Here is a 19,647-nt window from a genome sequence, read left to right on the forward strand (position 1 = left end):
GTCCGGGGCCAGGGCGGCGGGCGCGTACTTGCCGAGGGCGCTGATCAGCAGCCGCAGTTCGAGGGCGAGGGCCTCGGCGAGGCGCTCCAGGCCGTGCTCGGGGTCCTCGTCGACGGCGACGAGGGCGGCGCGGCCGAGCCCGACGGCGCCGGCCCCGAGGGCGAGGGCGCGGACGGCCCGGCCGCCCTCCCAGACGCCGCCGCTGGCGAGCAGGCAGCCCTCGGGGCGCCCGATCCTGCGCAGGCACTCGGCGAGCGGCAGCCCGACCTGGTCCATGAAGACCCCGGGCGCCCAGCCGGTGCCGCCCTCGGCGCCGTCGACGGTGACGGCGTCGGCGCCGGCCGCCCAGGCGGTGCGGGCGGCGTGCGCGACGTCCCGGCCGGGGTGGAACTTCACCCAGGTGCGGGCCTTGGGGAAGTTGTTGCGCATGAAGCGGAGCTGCTGGCGGAGGATCTCCTCGGTGAAGGTGCCGGGGGTCGCGCAGCGGAGCACCTTCGGCGCGTCGGCGCCGAAGACCTCGCGGACGGTGAAGCGGCGGGCGAGCTGCTCGCCCTCGGCGCGGCCGACGACGGTCATGCCGCCGAGGCCGGGCTTGGCGCCCTGACCGGTCTTCAGTTCGAAGGCGAGCCGCCCGGTCTCCAGGAGGGGGCGGAACGCGGGGTCGCTGTAGAGGAGGTTCCACACCTCGGAGTCGGCGTCCTCGGTGGACTGCTGGACGACGATGCCGCCGACGCCGTCGGGCGCGGCCTCCAGGTACGCCTCGACGCGGGCGCGCAGCGCGGACCGGGTGGCCTCGCCGGCCTTGCGGTAGCCGTGGACCGGGACCATGTTCTCGCCGATGACCATGGGGATGCCGAGGCGGGCGGCCTGGCGGCTGGCGTGCACGGCGAGGTCGCCGCTGCCGGCCCGGGTGGAGCCGAAGGCGGAGAGGTAGAGCGGCAGCCGGGCGGTGAAGCCGCCGACCCGGGAGGTGAGGTCGACGTCGCCGAACTCGGGCTCGCGGGCCAGGTCGATCAGCTTTTCGAGCCGCTCGGGCATGAAGACGGGCGGGACGATCCGGGTGCGGTCCAGGGCGTCCCCGCCGGGGGCGGCGGGCGCCGGGCCGAAGAGCCGGGCGCCGTAGGCGGCGGGGTCCGGGAAGACGGCGGCGGTGCCGGTCCTGGCCCGGGCCCGTACCTGCTCCTCGGGGAAGCCGGGGGCGGCGAGGGCGCCGGATCCGACGGGTCCGGCGGCTCCGGCGGGGCCCGCGGGCGCCGCCGGGGCGGTCGCGGGGGCCGGGACCGGGAGCTGCGGGGTGCGCGGGGCGGGGGCCGGGGCGAAGGGGTCGGCCGGCGCCACGGCGGCGAGCACGTCGGGGATCATCGTGGTCACGGGGTCACCACCCCGGGGAGCTTCGGGTAGGCGCTGACCTGCCACAGGGCGTCGAAGCCGGTGAGGAAGCGGACCAGCCGCTGGAGGCCCATGCCGAAGCCGGCGCTGGCCGGGATGCCCTCGCGGGCCTCCTTCAGGTACCAGGCGTACTTGGCGGGGTTCTCGCCGCTCTCGCGCATCCGGGTGACGAGGGTGGCGTAGTCGGCCTCGCGCTCGCTGCCAGAGACCAGCTCGCCGTAGCCGTGCGGGGCGATCAGGTCGAAGTTGCGGAGCACGCCGGGGCGTTCGGGGTCCTCGCGGTCGTAGAAGCCGCGCGAGCCCTTGGGGTAGTCGTCGACGAAGAAGGGGCGGTCGCTCTCCAGGGAGAGGATGCGCTCGCCGGTCCAGTCGATCTCGCCGTCGGGGTTCTGCGGGTGCCCGAGGGACAGCAGCCGGGAGACGGCCTCGTCGTGGGTGCGCACGTCGTACTTCCCGGCGCGGATGTCGGCGAAGTCGGCCTCCATGCGGCCGAGTCCGGTGAGGACGTCGGGGATCGTGGTCCAGACGTGCTCGGTGACGTGGCTGAGCAGCCCGGCGGCGATCTCCTGCGCCTGCTCGCGGCTCGCGTCGGCGATCTCGACGTCGATCTGGTGGAACTCGACCAGGTGCCGGCCGGTGGTGGCGGTCTCCTCGGGCTCCACGCGGACGTTGGGAGCGATGTAGAAGAGCCGGGGGAAGCCGCGCAGGGACGCCTGCTTGTAGAGGATGGCGCTGGTCATCAGCTTGTACGGGTGCCCGTAGTAGTCGACGTCGAGCGCCTTGGCGCCCCGGCCGCCCGGGTCGGTGACGGGGCCGACGAGCGGCGGCAGCAGCTCGGTGAAGCCCTGGCCGCGCAGGTAGTCGCGGGCGCCCTGGAGGGCCTCCTGCTGGACGGTCATGGCGGCCCGCAGCCCGGACGAGCGCAGGTGCTCGCCGAGCGGGGGCGGGGTGGCCGGGGCGGCGGCGGTGGAGGGTGCGGGCAGATCCATGGCGGGGCTCCTGGTCTCGTGACGACGGCAGAGTGCGGGTGGGCGGGCTGAGCGGGCTGAGCGGGGCTTCGTGACGTACGGGGAGTTCGAGGTCGGCGGGGCGTACGGGTGGATCGGGGTGTACGGGGAGGTCGGGGCGTACGGGGAGGTCGGGGCGTACGGGACGGGGTGCGGGCTTCGGGGCGTCAGACCGGCAGCGGGCGGGCCTCCTCCCGGCCGGGTCCGGCCGTGTCGGTGCCCGTGTCGGTGCCGGCTTCGGCGCCGAGGGCGTCGCCCGGGGGCCGGTCGTAGCGGTCGGCGACGTACCGGAGGGCGGTCAGCAGGCCCGCCGAGGTGAGCGGGCTCGCGTCGGCGGCGCGGTCGGGGCGCAGCGGCATGGCGCCGGTGTGCGACCAGCCGAGGCGTCCGGAGGGGTCGATGAAGCCGCGCGAGCCGCCCGCGTTGTCGGGGTGGAGGCAGAAGGGGACGTCGAGCAGTCCGCGGGCGAAGGCGGCGGGCAGGGCGCGGGCGAGGTCGGTGTCGAGGTCGAGGACGGTCTCGATCAGGGTGCGGGCCTCCCGGTAGACCTCGCCGTCCCCGGGGGCCGCGTCGGGGTCGGGGGCGCCCGCGAGCGCGGCGGCGGCCGCGGCGGTCTCCAGGGCGCGCACGTTCTCGTCGACGGTGGGGATCCGGTGGGCCTCGGCGGCGGTCTTGACGATGAGGCGGCCTGCGCCGGAGCGGACGGCGAGGCGGGCGGAGGCTTCCAGGAGCCGCAGGGCGCCGCTCTCGGTGCGGGGGTAGACGCCCATGTACGTGTAGAGGACGACGTGGCGTTCGACGTCGGCGGGCAGGAGTTCGGCGGCGAGCCGGCGCAGGGCGCGCAGGGCCTCCTCGTCCTGGGCGGGGTCGGTCTGCTGGGCGTAGCTGAGCGAGACGCTGCGCAGGCCGTGCTGGGCGAAGAAGAGGCATTCGAGGACGCTCATCGCGACGAGCAGCGAGGGCGGGCAGAGCTGCCCGAGCAGGCAGCCGCCGAAGCTCTCCAGGTGGGTGGCCGGGCCGTTCTCGGCGAGGAGTTCGCAGGCGCGGACCCAGGCGTCGACGGAGTCGCGCAGCGGGGTGCGTCCGTAGGGCAGGCAGTAGGAGACGGGGCCGCCCTCGGTGGCGTCGAGTCCGGCGGCGGTGAGGGCGCGGATGATGGCCTCGGGGCGGGCGGAGCCGTGCCGGACCTGGACGGGGAAGCCGGGGCCGCGCAGCCCGGCGAGGACGGCGCGGGTGGTGCCCGCGGAGTGGGCGGCGATCGGGTAGCCGTTGAGGCGGGCGCCGCCGTCGGCGACGGCCGCGCGGGCGGCGGCGAGGGCGCCGACCCGGGTGTAGCTGTCGACGGTGAGGGTGCCGGCGGTGTGGGCGGTGGCGGCGTGGACGCGGGAGAGTCCGGAGCGCATCAGCGCCGGGTCGCCGAAGCCCATGCGGGGCTGGACGACGAGCCGTCCGGCGGCGGAGGCGGCGGCGACGAAGGCCCCGAATCCGGCCGCGGCGGGGGCGGGGGCGGTCACGCCGCGACCTCCTTGCGGGCGTCGGCGGTGAGGAAGACCCGCAGGGCGTCGAGGTCGTCGCCGAGGACGGCGTCGCAGCCGGCGTCCAGCAGGCGGCGGACCTCCTCGTCCTGGCGGCGGCCGACCACGCCCAGCTTGCCGCCGAGTGCCACCGGCAGGGCGGCGAGGGCGGGTTCGGCGCGGAGCGCGCGGACGGCGTCCAGGCCGTCGCGGTAGCCGTGCCCGTTGACGCTGCTGAGCACGACCGCGTCGGGGGTGTGCCGCAGACAGGCGTCGGCGAGCAGCTCGGGGTCGACGCAGGGGCCGAGTCCGACGACCTCGTGGCCGTGCTCCTCCAGGAAGAGCCGGAGGTACACGAGATTCCAGGTGTGGGAATCCGAGGCGGTTCCGCTCAGGAGAATCTTCATGTCTGAAGAATAGATTTTCGGGGGTTCCGGAAGGGGAAGTCCGAGCGGCAGCAACGACCGGCACTTTCCTTTGCGGAGGGGTTGTGGAAAAGGGCGCGGAAAAGGCGCCGCGCCCCGCTGTGGATGCGGGGCGCGGCGCCTTCGGAGGGCGGGCGGTCTCAGGGTCAGGCGTACTGCGCGACGAGGCTGCGCGGGCGGATGTCGGTCCAGTTCACCGTGATGAACTCCAGGGCTTCGCCCCGCTCGCCGGGGCCCCACTGGCTGGTCCAGCCGGCCGGGACGGCGGCGAAGGACGGCCACAGGGAGTGCTGGCCCTCGTCGTTGACGACGACGTGGAAGGTGCCCTCGGCGTTGTCGAACGGGTTGACGGAATCGCTCATGACTGGGTCCTCAATTCCTTCTTCTGAAGTGCGGAGAGCTTCTCCGCGAGAATGTTTCCGATGTGTGCGAGAGGTTCCGGTTCGGCCATCTGGAGATGTCCGCATTCGATGGTGTGGTTTTCGATGATTCCCTCGGTGAAGGGAATCCAGGTGGCGGCGAGGGCGCCTTCCGGCTCGCCGTCCCTGCGGGCGGTGAAGAACAGCAGGTCGGTGTCGGCGACGCCGGGGACGTGCCGGGACATGAGCCCGGCGTGGGTCTCCGAGGCGCGGAGCACGGCCCGCAGTTCGGTGGCGGTGAAGCCGGCGAGGACGGGGTCCTCGCGGCGGACGCGCTCCATCGCCTCGGCGAGGTCGGCGGGCGGTTGCTCGGCGGCGAGCTCCTCGGGCGGCAGCACGGAGACGCTGCCGGGCCCGGTCTGGTGGACGTCCATGAGGGCGAGGAGCTCGACCCGCTCCCCCGCCTCCCGCAGGCGTACGGCGACGGTGTGGGCGACGATGCCGCCGAAGGACCAGCCGAGCAGCCGGTAGGGGCCCCAGGGCTGGATCTCGCGGATCCGCTCCAGGTAGGCGTCGGCCATCTCCCCGACGTCGGCGGGCCGGTGGCCGGGGTCGCTGAGCGAGCGGGCCTGGAGGGCGTAGAGCGGCTGGTCGTCGCCGAGGTGCCGGGCGAGGCCCGCGTAGGCCCAGCCGACGCCGGTGCCGGGGTGGACGCAGAACAGCGGGCGGCGGGTGCCGCGGGTGGAGAGCGGGAGCAGCACCCCGAGCGCGGAGGCGTCGCCGCCGCCCTCGCCGTCCTCGGCCGAGCCGAGGAGCCCGGCGGGGGTGGGCGTGCGGAACAGGTCGCGGACGGTGCGTTCGACGCCGAGGACGCCGCGCATCCGGTTGACCAGGCGGACGCCGAGCAGGGAGTGGCCGCCGAGGGTGAAGAAGTTGTCGTCGATGCCGACCTCGGCGACGCCGAGGATCTCGGCGAACAGGGCGCACAGGACCTGCTCGCGGGCGTTGCGCGGGGCGCGGCCCGCGGGGTCGGCGACCGGCCGGTGCGGGGCGGGCAGGGCGGCCCGGTCGGGCTTGCCGTTCACGGTGAGCGGCAGGGCGTCGAGGACGAGGACCGCCGAGGGCACCAGGTGCTCGGGGAGCTGGGCGCGGGCCTCGGCGAGGAGTTCGGCGCCGGTGACCGTGTCGCCGGCGCGGGGGACGACGTAGCCGACGAGGGTCTTGTCGCCGGGCCGGTCCTCGCGGACGACGGCGAGGGCCTGGCCGACCGCCGGGTGGGCGGCGAGCACCCGCTCGACCTCGCCGGGCTCGATGCGCACGCCCCGGAGCTTGAGCTGCCCGTCGGCCCGGCCGAGGAAGCGGAGTTCCCCGGCGGGGGTCCACAGCACGCGGTCGCCGGTGCGGTACATGCGGCTGCCGTCGCCCTCGAAGGGGTCGGGGACGAAGCGCTCGGCGGTCAGGCCGGGGCGGCCCACGTAGCCGCGGGCGACGTGGCCGCCGGCGATGTACAGCTCGCCGGGGACGCCGGGCGGGACGGGCCGCAGCCGCTCGTCGAGGACGTGGCTGCGGGTGTTGTCCATGGGGCGCCCGAGGTGGAGTCCGCCGCCGCCGAGGGCGCGCGGCCGGCCGGGCGTGGTGGTGAACCACTGGTTGTGGGAGGCGAAGGTGGTCTCGGTGGGGCCGTAGGAGTGCACGAGGACGGTGTCGGGGCAGTGCGCGAGGACCCGCTGGACGGCGGCCGGGGAGGCCACGTCGCCGCCGGTCCACACCTCGCGCAGCAGGCGCAGCGTGTCGAGTCCCTCGTCGGCCATGACGTGGAAGAGGCCGACGGTGAAGTAGGCGGTGGTGACCGCGTGGCGACGGACGGCGCGGGCGGTCTCCTCCAGGTCGGTGCCGTCCCCGGCGAGCAGGACGAGGCTGCCGCCGCCGAGGAGCGGGGCCCAGATCTCGAAGACGGAGGCGTCGAAGCCGGTCGCGGAGTGGACGAGCATCCGCCGGTCGGCGCCGAGGGAGAGGTCGCGGTCGGCGGCGAGTTCGACGACGTTGCGGTGGGTGACGCCGACGCCCTTCGGGCGGCCGGTGGAGCCCGAGGTGAACATCACGTACATCAGGTCGCTGTCGGTGGCCCCGGACTCCGGGGCGTCGGCGGCGCCCGCGCGGCCCTCCGTGTCCGCCGTGTCCGGCACGTCGACGCGCAGGACGGGCGTGCCCTCCGGCGGGGTGTGGGTGCCGTCGGTGGCGACGAGGCGGGCCCCGGAGTCCTCCAGCATGAGCCGGAGGCGGGCCTCGGGGAGCCGGGGGTCGAGCGGCAGGTAGGCGGCGCCTGCCTTGAGGGCGGCGAGGGCGGTCACGATCAGCGGGACGCCCCGGCCGAGGAGCACGCCGACCGTGTCGCCGCGGCGGACCCCGGCGGCGCGCAGCCGGGCGGCGAGCGCGTCGGCGCGGGTGTCGAGTTCCCCGTACGTGACGGTCCCGGCGTCGGTGAGCAGGGCGGGCGCGTCGGGGGTGCGGGCGGCGCGGCGGGCGATCAGGCCGTGGACGGTGCCGCGTTCGGGCAGGACGGTGGCGGTGTCGTTGTAGTCGGCGACGAGCCGGAACCGGTCGGCGTCGGTGAGCAGGGGCAGTTCCCCGATCCGTACGCCGGGGTCGGCGGCCGCCGCGCGCAGGGTGCGCTCCAGGTGGGCGGCGAGGAGGGCGGCGGTGGCGGGGTCGAACAGGTCGGTGGCGTACTCCAGGCCGCCGGAGAGCCCGGCGGGACGACCGGCGCCGTCGCGCCGCTCGTCGAGGGCGAAGGTGAGGTCGAACTTGGTGCTGACGGTGGCGAGCAGCCCGGCCCCGGGCCCGGTCTCGCGGAAGAGGCGGGCGGCCGCGTCGGCGCCGGGGACGCCGCGGGTGTAGTCGTGGTGGAGCTGGACGACGATCTGGGCGAGCGGGTGGTGGGCGGTGGTGCGGACCGGGTTGAGGTCCTCGACGACCCGGTCGAAGGGGAGTTCCTGGTGGGCGTAGGCGGCGAGGTCGGTGCGCCGGACGCGGTCGAGGAGCTCGGTGAAGGCGGGGTCGCCGGAGGTGTCGGTGCGCAGCACGAGGGTGTTGACGAAGAACCCGACGAGTCCGCCGAGGAGTTCGTCGTCGCGGCCGGCGGTCATGGTGGCCAGCGGCAGGTCGGTGCCCGCGCCGTGCCGGGTGAGGACGGCGGCGAGGGCGGCCTGGAGGACCATGAAGAGGGTGGCGCCGTTGTCGCGGGCCAGCTTCTCCAGGGCCTCGTGGGTGGCGCTGTCGACGGTGACGGGGGCGCGGTCGCCCCGGTGGCTCGCCTCGGCGGGCCGGGGGCGGGCGGCGGCCAGTTCGAGGGCGGCGGGCGCTCCGGCGAGGGCGGTGCGCCAGTGGGCGCGGTGGGCCTCGGCGTCGGGGCCGTCCAGGAGTTCGTGCTGCCAGAGGGTGTAGTCGGCGTACTGGACGGGCAGCGGCTGCCAGCCGGGGGCGCGGCCCTCGGCGCGGGCCGCGTAGGCGGCGGCGAGGTCGGCGAGCAGCGGCCCGGTCGACCAGCCGTCGGCGGCGATGTGGTGGACGAGGAGGACGAGCACCTGCCCGGGCCCGTCGGCCGTGCCGGCCGCCGGGGTCTCGGCCGGGGCCTCGGCGGGCGTGATCAGGGCGGCCCGCAGCGGGGTCTCCTCGGCGAGGTCGAAGACGTGCCCGGCGGCCTCGGCGACTGTGTCGGCGAGCCGGTCGGCGGGGACGGTGCGCAGGTCGAGCGGGGGCCGGACGCCGGTGCGGATGTCCTGGTGCGGTTCGCCGTCGACGGCCCGGTAGCGGGTGCGGAGCACCTCGTGCCGGTCGGACACGTCGGCGAGGGCGTCGGCGAGGATCGCGGGGTCCAGGGGCGCGGCGGGGTGCAGGACGAGCGGGATGTTGTAGGAGGCGCTGGGGCCTTCGAGGGTGTCGATGAACCAGAGCCTGCGCTGCGCGTACGAGAGGGGGACGCGCTCGGGCCGGTCGGCGCGCGGGGCGGGCCGGGGCCGGGCGGGGGCGGCCGGGGTGCCGGGGTCGGCCCCGTCGCCACCGGCGGCCGTCTCGCCGGCCGCGGCGACGCGGCGGGCCAGGGCGTCGGGGGTGGGGGCGAGCAGCAGGTCGCGGACCTGGATGTCGACGCCGAGGCGGGCGCGGATCCGGTTGGCGAGGCGGACGCCGCTCATCGAGTGCCCGCCGATGGTGAAGAAGCCCTCGGCGGGGCCGACCTGGTCGAGCCCGAGGACCTCGGCGAACATCGCGCACAGGGTGGCGACGAGCTCCGCGTCGGCGTCCGGGCCGGTCTCGCCCCCGGTGCCCGCGCCGGTCTCCTCGGGCGCCTCGGCGGCGGCCAGGCGGGTGCGCCGCTCGTCGAGGGCGCGGCGGGCGTCGGCGGGGACGAGGTCCTCGTCCCGTACCGGGGCCGTGGGGTCGGCGGCGGCGGCGCGCAGGGCGGTTTCGAGGGCGGCGAGCAGGAGTTGGGGCACCCGCTCGTCGGCGAAGACGTCCCGGGCGTACTCCAGGCCGAGGCGGAGTCCGGCGGGCGCCCCGTCGGCGTCGCGGGTGTCGACGCAGGCGGCGGTGAGGTCGAACTTGGTGGTGGCGGGCCCGTCCTGGTCGGCGAAGCGGCCGGTGAGCGGGCCGAACGGGAAGGCGCCCTGGCCGGGTCCGGCGGCGTTGAGGGTGAGCATCACCTGGAACAGCGGGTGGACGCCGGGGTGCCGGGGCGGGTTGAGGTGCTCGACGAGCAGGTCGAAGGGGATCCGCTGGTGGGCGAAGGCGCCCAGGTCGGTGTCGCGGACGCGGTCGAGGAGGGTGCCGAAGCCGGGGTCGCCGGAGGTGTCGGTAGGGAGCACGAGGGTGTTCACGAAGAAGCCGACGAGCTCGTCGAGGGCCTCGTCGTCGCGGCCGGCGACGGGGGTGCCGAGGGCGGTGGCCGCTCCGGCGCCCGAGGCGCGCAGGGCGAGCCCGAGGGCGGCCTGGACGACCATGAGGAGGCTGGCGTCGTGCGCCTCGGCGAGCCGGACCAGACGGGTGTGGACGTCCGCGTCGAGGGCGGTCTCCAGGAGCGCCCCGGCGTGGTCGCGGGCGGCGGGCCGGGGCCGGTCGAGCGGCAGGTCGGTGACGGCGGGCAGCCCGTCGAGGGCGGCGCTCCAGTGGGCGAGGCCCCGGGCGAGGACGGAGTCCGGGTCGGCGGTGTCGCCGAGGACGTCGTGCTGCCAGAGGGTGTAGTCGGCGTACTGGACGGGCAGCGGCTCCCAGTCGGGCGCGCGGCCGGCCGCGCGGGCCGCGTAGGCGCGGGCCAGGTCGGTCATCAGAGGCGTGAGGGACCAGCCGTCACCGGCGACGTGGTGGAGGAGGACGCCGAGGGTGACCCCGGCGGAACCGTCGTCCGGGGCGAACAGGGCCACCCGGAGCGGCAGTTCGCGGGAGAGGTCGAAGGTCTCGGCGGTGAACCGGGCGGTCAGCGCGGGCAGTTCGGCGGCCGGGGCCTCGACGGTGCGCAGGCGGACGGCGGAGGGGGCCAGGACGTGCTGGTAGGGCTCGTCGTCGGGGGCGAGGAAGACGGTGCGCAGGACCTCGTGGCGTTCGGCGAGGTCGGCGACGGCGGCGGCGAGCGCGGCCCGGTCGGGGGCGGTGTCCAGGTGCAGGACGATCGGCATGTTGTACGCGGCGGACGGCCCGTCGAGCTGGTCGAGCAGCCACAGGCGCCGCTGGGCGTGCGAGAGCGCGATCCGGTCCTCGGCGGGCAGCGGGTCCTCGTGGACGACGGGCAGCCGGGGGTCGGTGGTCCGCAGCACCTTGCGGTTGATCTTGCCGGAGCTGGTGCGGGGCAGGGCGACGACCACGGAGACGGTGGGGACGGCGGCGGCGGGCATCCGGTCCCGTACGTGGGCGCGGAGCTCCTCGGCGCCGGTGCCGCCGTCGGTGACGACGAAGGCGACGAGCCGCTTGACTCCGTCGGCGTCCTGCTGGGCGACGACGGCGGCCTCGCGGACGGCGGGGTGCCCGGCGAGCACGGAGTCGACGGCGGCGGGGTCGATGCGCTGGCCGCCGATCTTCACCTCGTCGTCGAGGCGCCCGTGGTAGAGGATCTGCCGGTCCTCGGAGAGGGTGACGAGGTCGCCGGTGCGGTAGGCGCGTTCGCCGTCGAGGTCGGTGAAGCGGCGTGTGTTCAGCTCGGGCCGGTGCAGATAGCCGCGGGTGAGGCCGCCGCCGAGCAGCCACAGCTCGCCGCCCACGATCGCGGCGCGCACGCCGGGCAGCGGGCGCCCGATGGGGACCGGTCCCGCGTCGTGGCGGCTGAGGTCGGCGACGGTGGCGACGACGGTCGTCTCGGTCGGGCCGTACGCGTTGAGGAGGCGGACCGTGTCGCCGACGAGGCCGCGCCACTGGGCGATCCGCTCGGGCAGGGCGGCCTCGCCGTAGATGATGACGGTGCGCAGGCAGGCGGGGAGCCGGACGGAGCCGGTGGTGAGGACGTAGACCAGCTCGTGCCAGTAGGCGGCGGGCAGGTCGAGCAGGGTGACGCCGTGCCGGGCGCAGCCGGCGAGGAGTTCGGCGACGTCCAGCATGTCGTCGGTGCGCAGCACCAGGGTGCCGCCCGCGCCGAGGGTCGCGAAGACCTCCTGGACGCTGGCGTCGAAGTGCAGCGGGCTGAACTGCAGGACGACGGAGTCCGTGTCGATGCCGTACGCGGGGATGGCTCCGGCGATGAAGTGGGCGAGCGAGTCGTGGGCGACGACCACGCCGTTCGGGACGCCGGTGGAGCCGGAGGTGTAGATGACGTAGGCGGCGCCCGCGTCGGTGCCGGGCCCGCCGAGGACGAGCTCGCCGTGCCGGGCGACCTCGGCCGGGGCGGGCGCGGCCGCGCCGCAGGCGTCGCCGAGGATGGCCTCGTTGCGGGCGTCGGGCGCCTGGATGTCGAGCGGCAGGTAGGCGGCGCCGGTGGCGAGCACGGCCAGCAGGCCGACGATCGCGTCGATGCCGCGCGGCCGGTGCAGGGCGACGAGCCGGCCGGGACCGGCGCCGTCGGCGGCGAGCCGGGCGGCCCGCTCGCGGACCGCCTCGCCGAGCTCCGCGTACGTCAGGCCCGCGTCGGCGTGGACGAGGGCGACCGCGTCGGGGCGGGTGCGCTCCTGCCGGGCGATCAGGTCGAGCACGGGCGGGGCGTGGGCGGGAGAGGGTCCGCCGTCGAGCAGGTCTTCCGTTCTGCTGGGGGCCATGCTGGCTTCCTCCGGTGACTGGGGCCGAGAGACCGGGGCGAACGGTTCCTCTCGCCTCCGTGCCGTCCACGCTAGGTGCGCGCGAAGGGCTCCCGGGGCAGTAGACGCGGCAGCTCCGGGCGGCAGAAGTGCCGCCCGGAGCTGCCGGTGCGTGGAGGTGATACGTGAGGGGGGCGGGGGCGGCGGGCGCGGGGGTCAGCCGCCCTGGCGGGTGCCCGCGCGGGTGCGGCGCTTGAGCGTCGGGGTGGGCGGGACGGGCGGGACGGGGGCGCCGGGGGCCGGCGGCCGGTGGCCGGGGCGGGACGGGGCGGCGCCGGGTGCGGCGCCGGGGGCGTCGGCGAGGCGGCGGGCCAGGGAGGCGGCCGTCGGGTTGCGGAAGACGTCCCGGAGGGTGAGGTCGCGCCCGAACTCGGCGCGGATCCGGTTGAGGAGGCGGACGGCGAGGAGCGAGTGGCCGCCGTTCTTGAAGAAGTTGTCGTGGGCGGTGAGCGGGCGCCCGCCGAGGACGTCCCGGAACAGCCCGAGCAGCTTCTCCTCCGCGGCGGAGGCGGCGGACGCGCCGGGCGTGCCCGCCTCGGCGGGCCTGGCGGGCGCGGGCCCGGCCGGTGCCGGACCGCCCTCGACGGCGACCCCGGCGGGCGCGAGGTACTCGGGCAGCCGCTCCGCGGCCCAGTCGCGCAGCTCCTCCCCGGTGGCGCGGGCCCCGGCGGCCGGGGTGACGGTGGCGTACAGGCGCTCGTCGCGCACCTCCACGGCGGCGCCGGTCACGTCGGGGTGGCCGCGCAGGACGCCCTCGACCCGGCCGGGTTCGACGGGGTAGCCGGCGACGGTGAGGGTGGCGACCGGGCGCAGGGCGCCGTCGGCGGTGGCGTACGCCCGGCGTCCGGTGGCGCGCGGCGCGCCGCCCGGCGCCGTCTCGTACACCTCGCCGGGGACCCGTACCGGCGCCGGGCGGCCGAGCTCGTCGAGGACGGTGCCGGAGTCGGTCGCGGGGTCGGCGTACTCCGGCGCGGAGAGGGCGAGTCCGGGGTCGGCTGCGAAGGCGTCGAGGGTCTCGGCCAGGCGCCGGGCCAGCAGCCGGGCGGTGTCGGCGTCGTAGAGGGCGGTGGCGTATTCGAGGGCGCCGACGAGTCCGGCGGGGGTGCCGTCGGGCTCGGCGCGCTCGGTCAGCGCGAAGGTGAGGTCGCTCTTGGCGCCGGTCCCCCGGAAGCCGACCGGCTCGCCGTCCAGGGCCGAGGGCCGGGCGCCCTTCGCGGCACCGGCGGCGGCGTGGACCTGGAGCATGACCTGGACCAGCGGCGCGTGCGCGGCGGACCGCTGCGGGCTGAGGTCCTCGACGAGCCGGTCGAAGGGCAGGTCCTGGTTGCCGTAGGCGGCGAGCCCGGACTCGCGGACGCGGCGGACGAGTTCGGCGAAGGCGGGGTCGCCGGAGGTGTCGGTGCGCAGCACGAGGGTGTTGACGAAGAAGCCGACGAGGGGGTGGAGGGCGTCGTCGGCGCGTCCGGCGACGGTGGTGCCGAGCGCCACGTCGGTCCCGGCGCCGTGGCGGGCGAGGAGGGCGGCGAGCGCGGCCTGGACCACCATGAAGAGGGTGGCGCCCTGGGCGCGGGCGACGCGGAGCAGGGCCCGGTGGGTGGCGGCGGAGACCTCGAAGCCGGTGAGGGAGCCCGCGCCGTCGCTCTCCAGCGGGCGGGGCCGGTCGGTGGGCAGGGCGATGAGCGGCGGGAGTCCGGCGAGGGCAGTGCGCCAGTGGGCGAGCTGCGCCTCGGCGAGGCCGTCGGGGCCGTCGAGGAGGTCGCGCTGCCAGAGGGTGTAGTCGGTGTACTGGACGGGCAGCGGCTCCCACTCCGGCGCCCGGCCGGCCGCGCGGGCCGAGTAGGCCGTGTCGAGGTCGGCGAGGAGGTGGGGGGTGGACCAGCCGTCGCCGGCGATGTGGTGGGTCAGCAGCACCAGGGTCTGCCGCCCGCCGGAGCCGGAGCCGTTACCGGCATCGGCATCGGCACCGGCATCCGCATCCGCGTCGGTGATGAGCGTGGCGCGGAAGGGGAGTTCGGCGGCGAGGTCGAAGACGTACCCGACGGCCGTGTCCACGGCGGACCGTACCTCCGCGTCCCCGGCGGCGCCGATCCGGTCGAGGGCGGGGCGGGCGTCGGCGAGCACCAGCTGGTACGGCTCGCCGTCGGCGACGCGGTAGACGGTGCGGAGCACCTCGTGGCGGGCGGCCACGTCGGCGAGGGCGGCGGCGAGGTGCGCGGGGTCGACGGGGCGGGCGAGGCGGGTGACGACGGGGATGTTGTAGGTGGCGGAGGGGCCTTCGAGCCGGTTGACGAACCAGAGGCGGCGCTGGGCGTACGAGAGCGGGATCCGGGCCGGGCGCAGGGCCGCCGGTACGGGCCGGAGCGCGGGCCTGGCCGGTCCCCCGCCGTGCTCGTCGAGGCGCCGCAGGAGCTGCCCGGGGCTGGGGGCGAGGAACACGTCCTTGATCGCGGCCTGGAGGCCGAGGGCGGCGCGGATCCGGTTGGTGAGCTTGCCCGCGAGCAGCGAATGCCCGCCCAGCTTGAAGAAGTTGTCCCCTTCCAGGACCTCGTCCCGCCCCAGGACCTCGGCGAACAGGCCGCGCAGGATCTCCTCGCGGGGGTCGGCGGTCCTGGGGCCCTTCGCCCGCTCGCCGGCCGGGGGCGCGGCCTCGGCGGCGGCGCGGGCGAGCTCCTCGTGGCGGGTGTCGAGGGCGCGGCGCTCCTCGTCGGTGGCCCAGGCGACGGCGCTGAGCGGGGTGGCGCCGTCCTCGGCGGCGAGGGCGGCGAGGGCGCGGCGGAAGAGGCCGAGGAGGAGCCGGGCGGTGGGCTCGTCGTAGAGGTCGGTGGCGTAGCGGACGCCGATGAGCAGGGGTCCGGCCTCGCCGTCGGCGTCCTGGGTGCCGCCGCAGTGGAAGGCGAGGTCGAACTTGGCGCTGCCGAGGTCGGCGCCGTCGAGCGTGCCGGGGATGTCGCCGAGGGCGACGGCGGTGTCGTCCTCGCCGGTCTGGGCGCTGACCATCACCTGGAAGAAGGGGTGGCGGCCGAGGGACCGTTCCGGGTTGAGGTCCTCGACGAGCAGGTCGAAGGGCAGGTCGTCGTGGGCGAAGGCGGCGAGGTCGGCGTCCCTGACCCGGCGCACCAGCTCGGCGAGGGTGGGGTCGCCGGACAGGTCGGTGCGCAGGGCGAGGGTGTTGACGAAGAAGCCGACGAGGTCGTGCAGGGCCTCCTCGGCGCGTCCGGCGACGGGGGTGCCGAGGACGAGGTCGGTGCCGGCTCCGGCGGCGCGCAGGGCGAGCGCCAGGGCGGCCCGTACGACCATGAAGAACGTGGCGCGCTGCTCCTTGGCGACTCCGGCGAGCGCCCGGTGGGCCGCCGCGTCGAGCTCGTCGGTGACGACGGCGCCCCGGCCGCTCGGCTCGGTGGGCCGGGGCCGGTCGGCGGGCAGCCGGGTCTCGCCGGGGATCCCGTCGAGCGCGGCGCGCCAGTGGGTCAGCTGGTCTTCCCGTACGCCCTGTTCGCCGTCGAGGAGGTCGCGCTGCCAGAGGGTGTAGTCGGTGTACTGGACGGGCAGCGGCTCCCATTCCGGCGCCCGGTCCTCGGCGCGGGCCGTGTAGGCGGTGTCGAGGTCGGCGAGGAGGGCGGCGACGGACCAGCCGTCGGTGGCGACGTGGTGGACGGAGAGCACCAGGACGGAGCCCTCGTCCCCGGCGGGCTCGAAGAGGCGCGCCCGCAAGGGCAGTTCGCGGGTGATGTCGATCGGGATCCGGGCGAAGGCGGTCACCGACTCGTCGACCTCCCCGGCCGCCACCGCCACGACCTCCACCGGCACCGGGGCGGCGGCCCGCACGTCCTGGTACGGCTCGCCCTCCACCGCCGGGTACACCGTCCGCAGCACCTCGTGCCGCTCCGTCACGTCCCGCAGCGCCGCCTCCAGCACCGCCGCCGCCGGGCGCCCGGCCAGCCGCAGCACAACCGGCGCGTTGTACGCCGCCGAGGAGCCCTCCAGGCGGTTCAGGAACCACAGCCGGCGCTGGGCGTAGGAGAGCGGGATCCGGGCCGGGCGCAGGGCCGCCGGTACGGGCCGGAGCGCGGGCCTGGCCGGTCCCCCGCCCTGCTCGTCGAGGCGCCGCAGGAGCTGCCCGGGGCTCGGCGCGAGGAACACGTCCTTGATCGCGGCCTGGAGGCCGAGCGCGCCGCGGATCCGGTTGGTGAGCTTGCCCGCGAGCAGCGAGTGCCCGCCCAGCTTGAAGAAGTTGTCCCCTTCCAGGACCTCGTCCCGCCCCAGGATCTCCGCGAACAGGCCGCGCAGGATCTCCTCGCGCGGGTTCGCGGTCCGGGGGCCCTTCGCCCGGCCGCCGTCGCCCCGGCGGCGGGCCTCGTCGGCCGCCCTGGCCTCGGCCGCGGTGGCGGCGTCGGCCAGGGCGCGGTGGCGCCGGTCGAGTCCGGCGCGCTCCTCGTCCGTCGGCAGGGTGATGCCGCTGAGACGGGTGTGTCCGGGCCGTTCGGCGAGCGCGGTGAGCGCGCGCCCGAACAGGCCGAGGAGCAGGCGAGCGGTGCTCTCGTCGTACCGCTCGGTGGCGTACTGGAGCAGGAGCGTGAGGCCGCCGGGGTCTCCGGTGGCGTCGCCGCGCTCCATGCAGTGGAAGCCGAGGTCGAACTTGGCGGTGGCCAGGTCCGTCTCCGCGAGGGTGGCGGGGATGCCGCCGAGTGCGAGGTCGCGCTCCTGCCGGTTCTGGGCGCTGACCATGACCTGGAAGAAGGGGTGGCGGCCGAGGGACCGCTCGGGGTTGAGGTCCTCGACGAGCAGGTCGAAGGGGAGGTCCTCGTGGGCGAAGGCGGCGAGGTCGGTGTCCCGGACGCGGCCGACGAGCTCGCCGAGCGTCGGGTCGCCGGACAGGTCGGCGCGCAGGGCCAGGGTGTTGACGAAGAAGCCGACCAGGTCGTGCAGGTCCTCCTCCGGGCGGCCGGCGACGGGGGTGCCGACGACGAGGTCGGTGCCGGCTCCGGCGGCGCGCAGGGCGAGCGCCAGGGCGGCCCGTACGACCATGAAGAAGCTGGCCCGGTGCTCCTTCGCCACCGCGGTCAGGGCCCGGTGGACCCTGGTGTCGAGCTCGGCCGTCAACGCGGCGCCGGAGTGGGTGGGTTCGGCGCTGCGGGGGCGGTCGGCGGGCAGCCGGGTCTCGTCGGGGATGCCGGCGAGCGCGGTGCGCCAGTGGGCGAGCTGCTCGTGGGCGGTGCTCTCGGGGTCGGCGGGGTCGCCGAGCATGTCGTGCTGCCACAGGGCGTAGTCGGCGTACTGGACGGGCAGCGGCTCCCACTCCGGCGCCCGGCCCCCGGCGCGGGCCGTGTAGGCGGTGTCGAGGTCGCGGAGCAGGCAGCCGACGGACCAGCCGTCGGTGGCGATGTGGTGGACGGACAGGACCAGGGTCGCGCCCTCCCCCTCGGTGTCCTCGAAGAGGCGTACGCGCAGCGGCGGTTCGGCGGCGATGTCGATCGGCAGCCGGGCGAAGGCGGTGACCAGCTCGTCGGTCTCCCCCGCGCCCGCCGCCACGACCTCCACCGGCACCGGGGCGACGGCCCGCACGTCCTGGTACGGCTCGCCCTCCACCGCCGGGTACACCGTCCGCAGAACCTCGTGCCGCTCCACCACGTCCCGCAGCGCCGCCTCCAGCACCGCCGCCGCCGGACGCCCGGCCAGCCGCAGCACCACCGGCGCGTTGTACGCCGCCGAGGAACCCTCCAGGCGGTTCAGGAACCACAGCCGACGCTGCGCATAGGACAGGGGGATCACGGTGCTGCTCCTCGTGGGTGGCGGAACGGGTGGGGATGGGCGGGGTGGGCGGCGGTCAGGCGTCCCGCGCGGCCGTCAGTTCCTCGATGCGGGCGGCCAGGTCCCGCAGCCGCGGGTTGGCGTAGACGGCCTTGACGGGCAGGGCGACGGAGAGTTCGGCGCGGACCCGGGAGACCAGCTTGATGGCGAGCAGGGAGTGGCCGCCCAGCTTGAAGAAGTTGTCCTCGGGGCCGATCGAGGCGGCGCCGAGCACCTCCTTCCACACCCGGCCGATGAGCTCCTCGGCGCGCCCTTCCAGGCCGCTGTCGGCGGTGTCCCCGGCCGGGGCGGCGGCCGTCTCGACGCGGGTCGGGAGGGCGGCGCGGTCGAGCTTGCCGCTGGGGGTGGTGGCGAAGCGCTCGACCGGCACGAAGGCGGCCGGGAGCATGTACGCGGGGAGGGTGGCCGCGAGGCCGGCGCGGAGGGCCTCGGGGTCGCCGCCGCGGTGGTAGGCGAGCAGGGCGGGGCTGCCGGAGGCGTCCTCGCCGAGGATGACGGCGGCTTCGGCGACGCCGTCCTGGCGCCCGAGGGCGGCCTCGATCTCGGGGAGTTCGATGCGGTGGCCGCGCAGCTTGACCTGGCCGTCGACGCGGCCGAGGTAGACGAGGCGGCCGTCGGCGAGGAGGCGGCAGCGGTCGCCGGTGCGGTACATGCGGTCGCCGTGGGCGGCGTCGGCGGAGGGGTCGGCGAGGAAGCGTTCGGCGGTGAGGCCGGGCCGGTTGCGGTAGCCGCGGGCGACGCGCGGTCCGGCGAGGTACAGCTCGCCGGTCCCGCCGGGGGCGACCGGGGCCAGGTGCTCGTCGAGGAGGCGCATCCGCAGGCCGGGCAGGACGCTGCCGATGTGCGGCTCGCCGGGGCGGTCGATCCAGCCGGCGGTGGCGTCGACGGTGGTCTCGGTCGGGCCGTACACGTTGAGGGCGCGCAGCAGTCCGGCGGTGTGGGCGGCGGCCAGCCGGTCCCAGAGCGCGGGGCTGATGGCCTCGCCGCCGACGAGCAGGGTCAGCGGGCGGGGGCCGCCGTCGGGGGTGAGCAGGTCGAGCAGCGGGTCGGCGTGGGAGGGGGTGATGTCGAGGTCGGTGAGGCCCTGGGCGTCGATGAAGGCGGCGAGGAGGGCGGGGTCGCGGCGGGTCTCCTCGTCGATCATGACGAGGGTGTCGCCGCGGCAGAGCCGTACCCACTGCTGGACGGAGGCGTCGAAGGACGGGGAGGCGTTCCAGCCGACGCGGCGGGCCTCGCCGCCGGCGGCGCCGACGCCCTCCAGCTCGGCGAGGAGCAGCGAGGCGGCGGCGCGGCCGATCTCGACGCCCTTGGGGCGGCCGGTGGAGCCGGAGGTGTAGATGACGTAGGCGAGGCTGTCGGCGGTGACGGGAGCGGGGGTGTACGGGGCGGCGGTGCCCGCGTCGGGCGCGGCGGTCAGTTCGGCGACGGTGACGGAGCGGGCGCCCGGGGCGGGCGACTCGCCCGGCGCGTCGAGGACGACGAGGTCGGCGCCGGAGTCCTCCAGGAGGTAGCGGCGGCGGTCGGCCGGGAGCGCGGGGTCGACGGGCAGGTAGGCGGCGCCCGCGGTGAGGGTGCCGATGATGGCGGTGACGAGCGCGGCGCCGCGCGGCAGGCAGAGGGCGACGACGCTCTCGGGGCCGGTGCCGAGGGCGGTGAGGCGGGCGGCGAAGGCGGCGGCGTCGGCGCGCAGTTCGTCGAAGGTGAGGCCGCGGTCGGCGGCGACGACGGCGGTACGGGCGCCGGGGGCGGTCGCGAGGCGGGCCAGCAGGTCGGCGTGGCCGGTGCCGGCGGCGCAGTCGGCGCAGGTGTCGGCGTGGGCCCCCGCGGCGGTGGTGTCGAGGACGGCGGGCTCGGGGAGGACGGCGGTCATGGCG

At 76.5% G+C, this 19,647-nt stretch carries 8 protein-coding genes; all 8 read right to left on the minus strand.

The window, feature by feature from the left end:
- Nucleotides 1-1,371 (minus strand): glutamate synthase-related protein (locus AB0C99_RS13475; protein WP_362473970.1); only part of this gene is annotated, 1,371 nt, incomplete at its 3' end.
- Complete coding sequence (locus AB0C99_RS13480) at nt 1,368-2,378, minus strand: asparagine synthetase A (protein ID WP_362473973.1); 1,011 nt, start codon at nt 2,376-2,378, stop codon at nt 1,368-1,370. The genes AB0C99_RS13475 and AB0C99_RS13480, both read right to left, overlap by 4 nt.
- Nucleotides 2,379-2,563: 185 nt before the next feature.
- Nucleotides 2,564-3,910, minus strand: a complete 1,347-nt coding sequence (locus tag AB0C99_RS13485) for a methylaspartate mutase (RefSeq protein WP_362473976.1) — start codon at nt 3,908-3,910, stop codon at nt 2,564-2,566.
- On the minus strand, nt 3,907-4,317 hold the full coding sequence (locus tag AB0C99_RS13490; RefSeq protein WP_362473978.1) for a cobalamin-dependent protein: 411 nt from the start codon (nt 4,315-4,317) through the stop codon (nt 3,907-3,909). The genes AB0C99_RS13485 and AB0C99_RS13490 overlap by 4 nt, the downstream gene beginning before the upstream one ends.
- A gap of 164 nt (nt 4,318-4,481) precedes the next feature.
- On the minus strand, nt 4,482-4,697 hold the full coding sequence (locus AB0C99_RS13495; protein WP_362473981.1) for an MbtH family protein: 216 nt from the start codon (nt 4,695-4,697) through the stop codon (nt 4,482-4,484).
- Entirely contained in the window at nt 4,694-11,926 is a 7,233-nt protein-coding gene (locus AB0C99_RS13500; RefSeq protein ID WP_362473984.1) for an amino acid adenylation domain-containing protein, read from the minus strand. Before AB0C99_RS13500 ends, AB0C99_RS13495 begins: the two co-directional genes overlap by 4 nt.
- 195 nt (nt 11,927-12,121) lie before the next feature.
- Nucleotides 12,122-17,734, minus strand: a complete 5,613-nt coding sequence (locus tag AB0C99_RS13505; protein ID WP_362473987.1) for a condensation domain-containing protein — start codon at nt 17,732-17,734, stop codon at nt 12,122-12,124.
- 55 nt (nt 17,735-17,789) lie between these two features.
- A complete protein-coding gene (locus tag AB0C99_RS13510; RefSeq protein WP_362473990.1) occupies nt 17,790-19,643 on the minus strand; it encodes an amino acid adenylation domain-containing protein in 1,854 nt (617 codons plus the stop codon).
- Between the last annotated feature and the right edge of the window lie 4 nt (nt 19,644-19,647).

The organism is Streptomyces sp. NPDC048659, from assembly GCF_040650575.1.
In the GTDB taxonomy this organism is placed as follows: Bacteria; Actinomycetota; Actinomycetes; order Streptomycetales; family Streptomycetaceae; genus Streptomyces.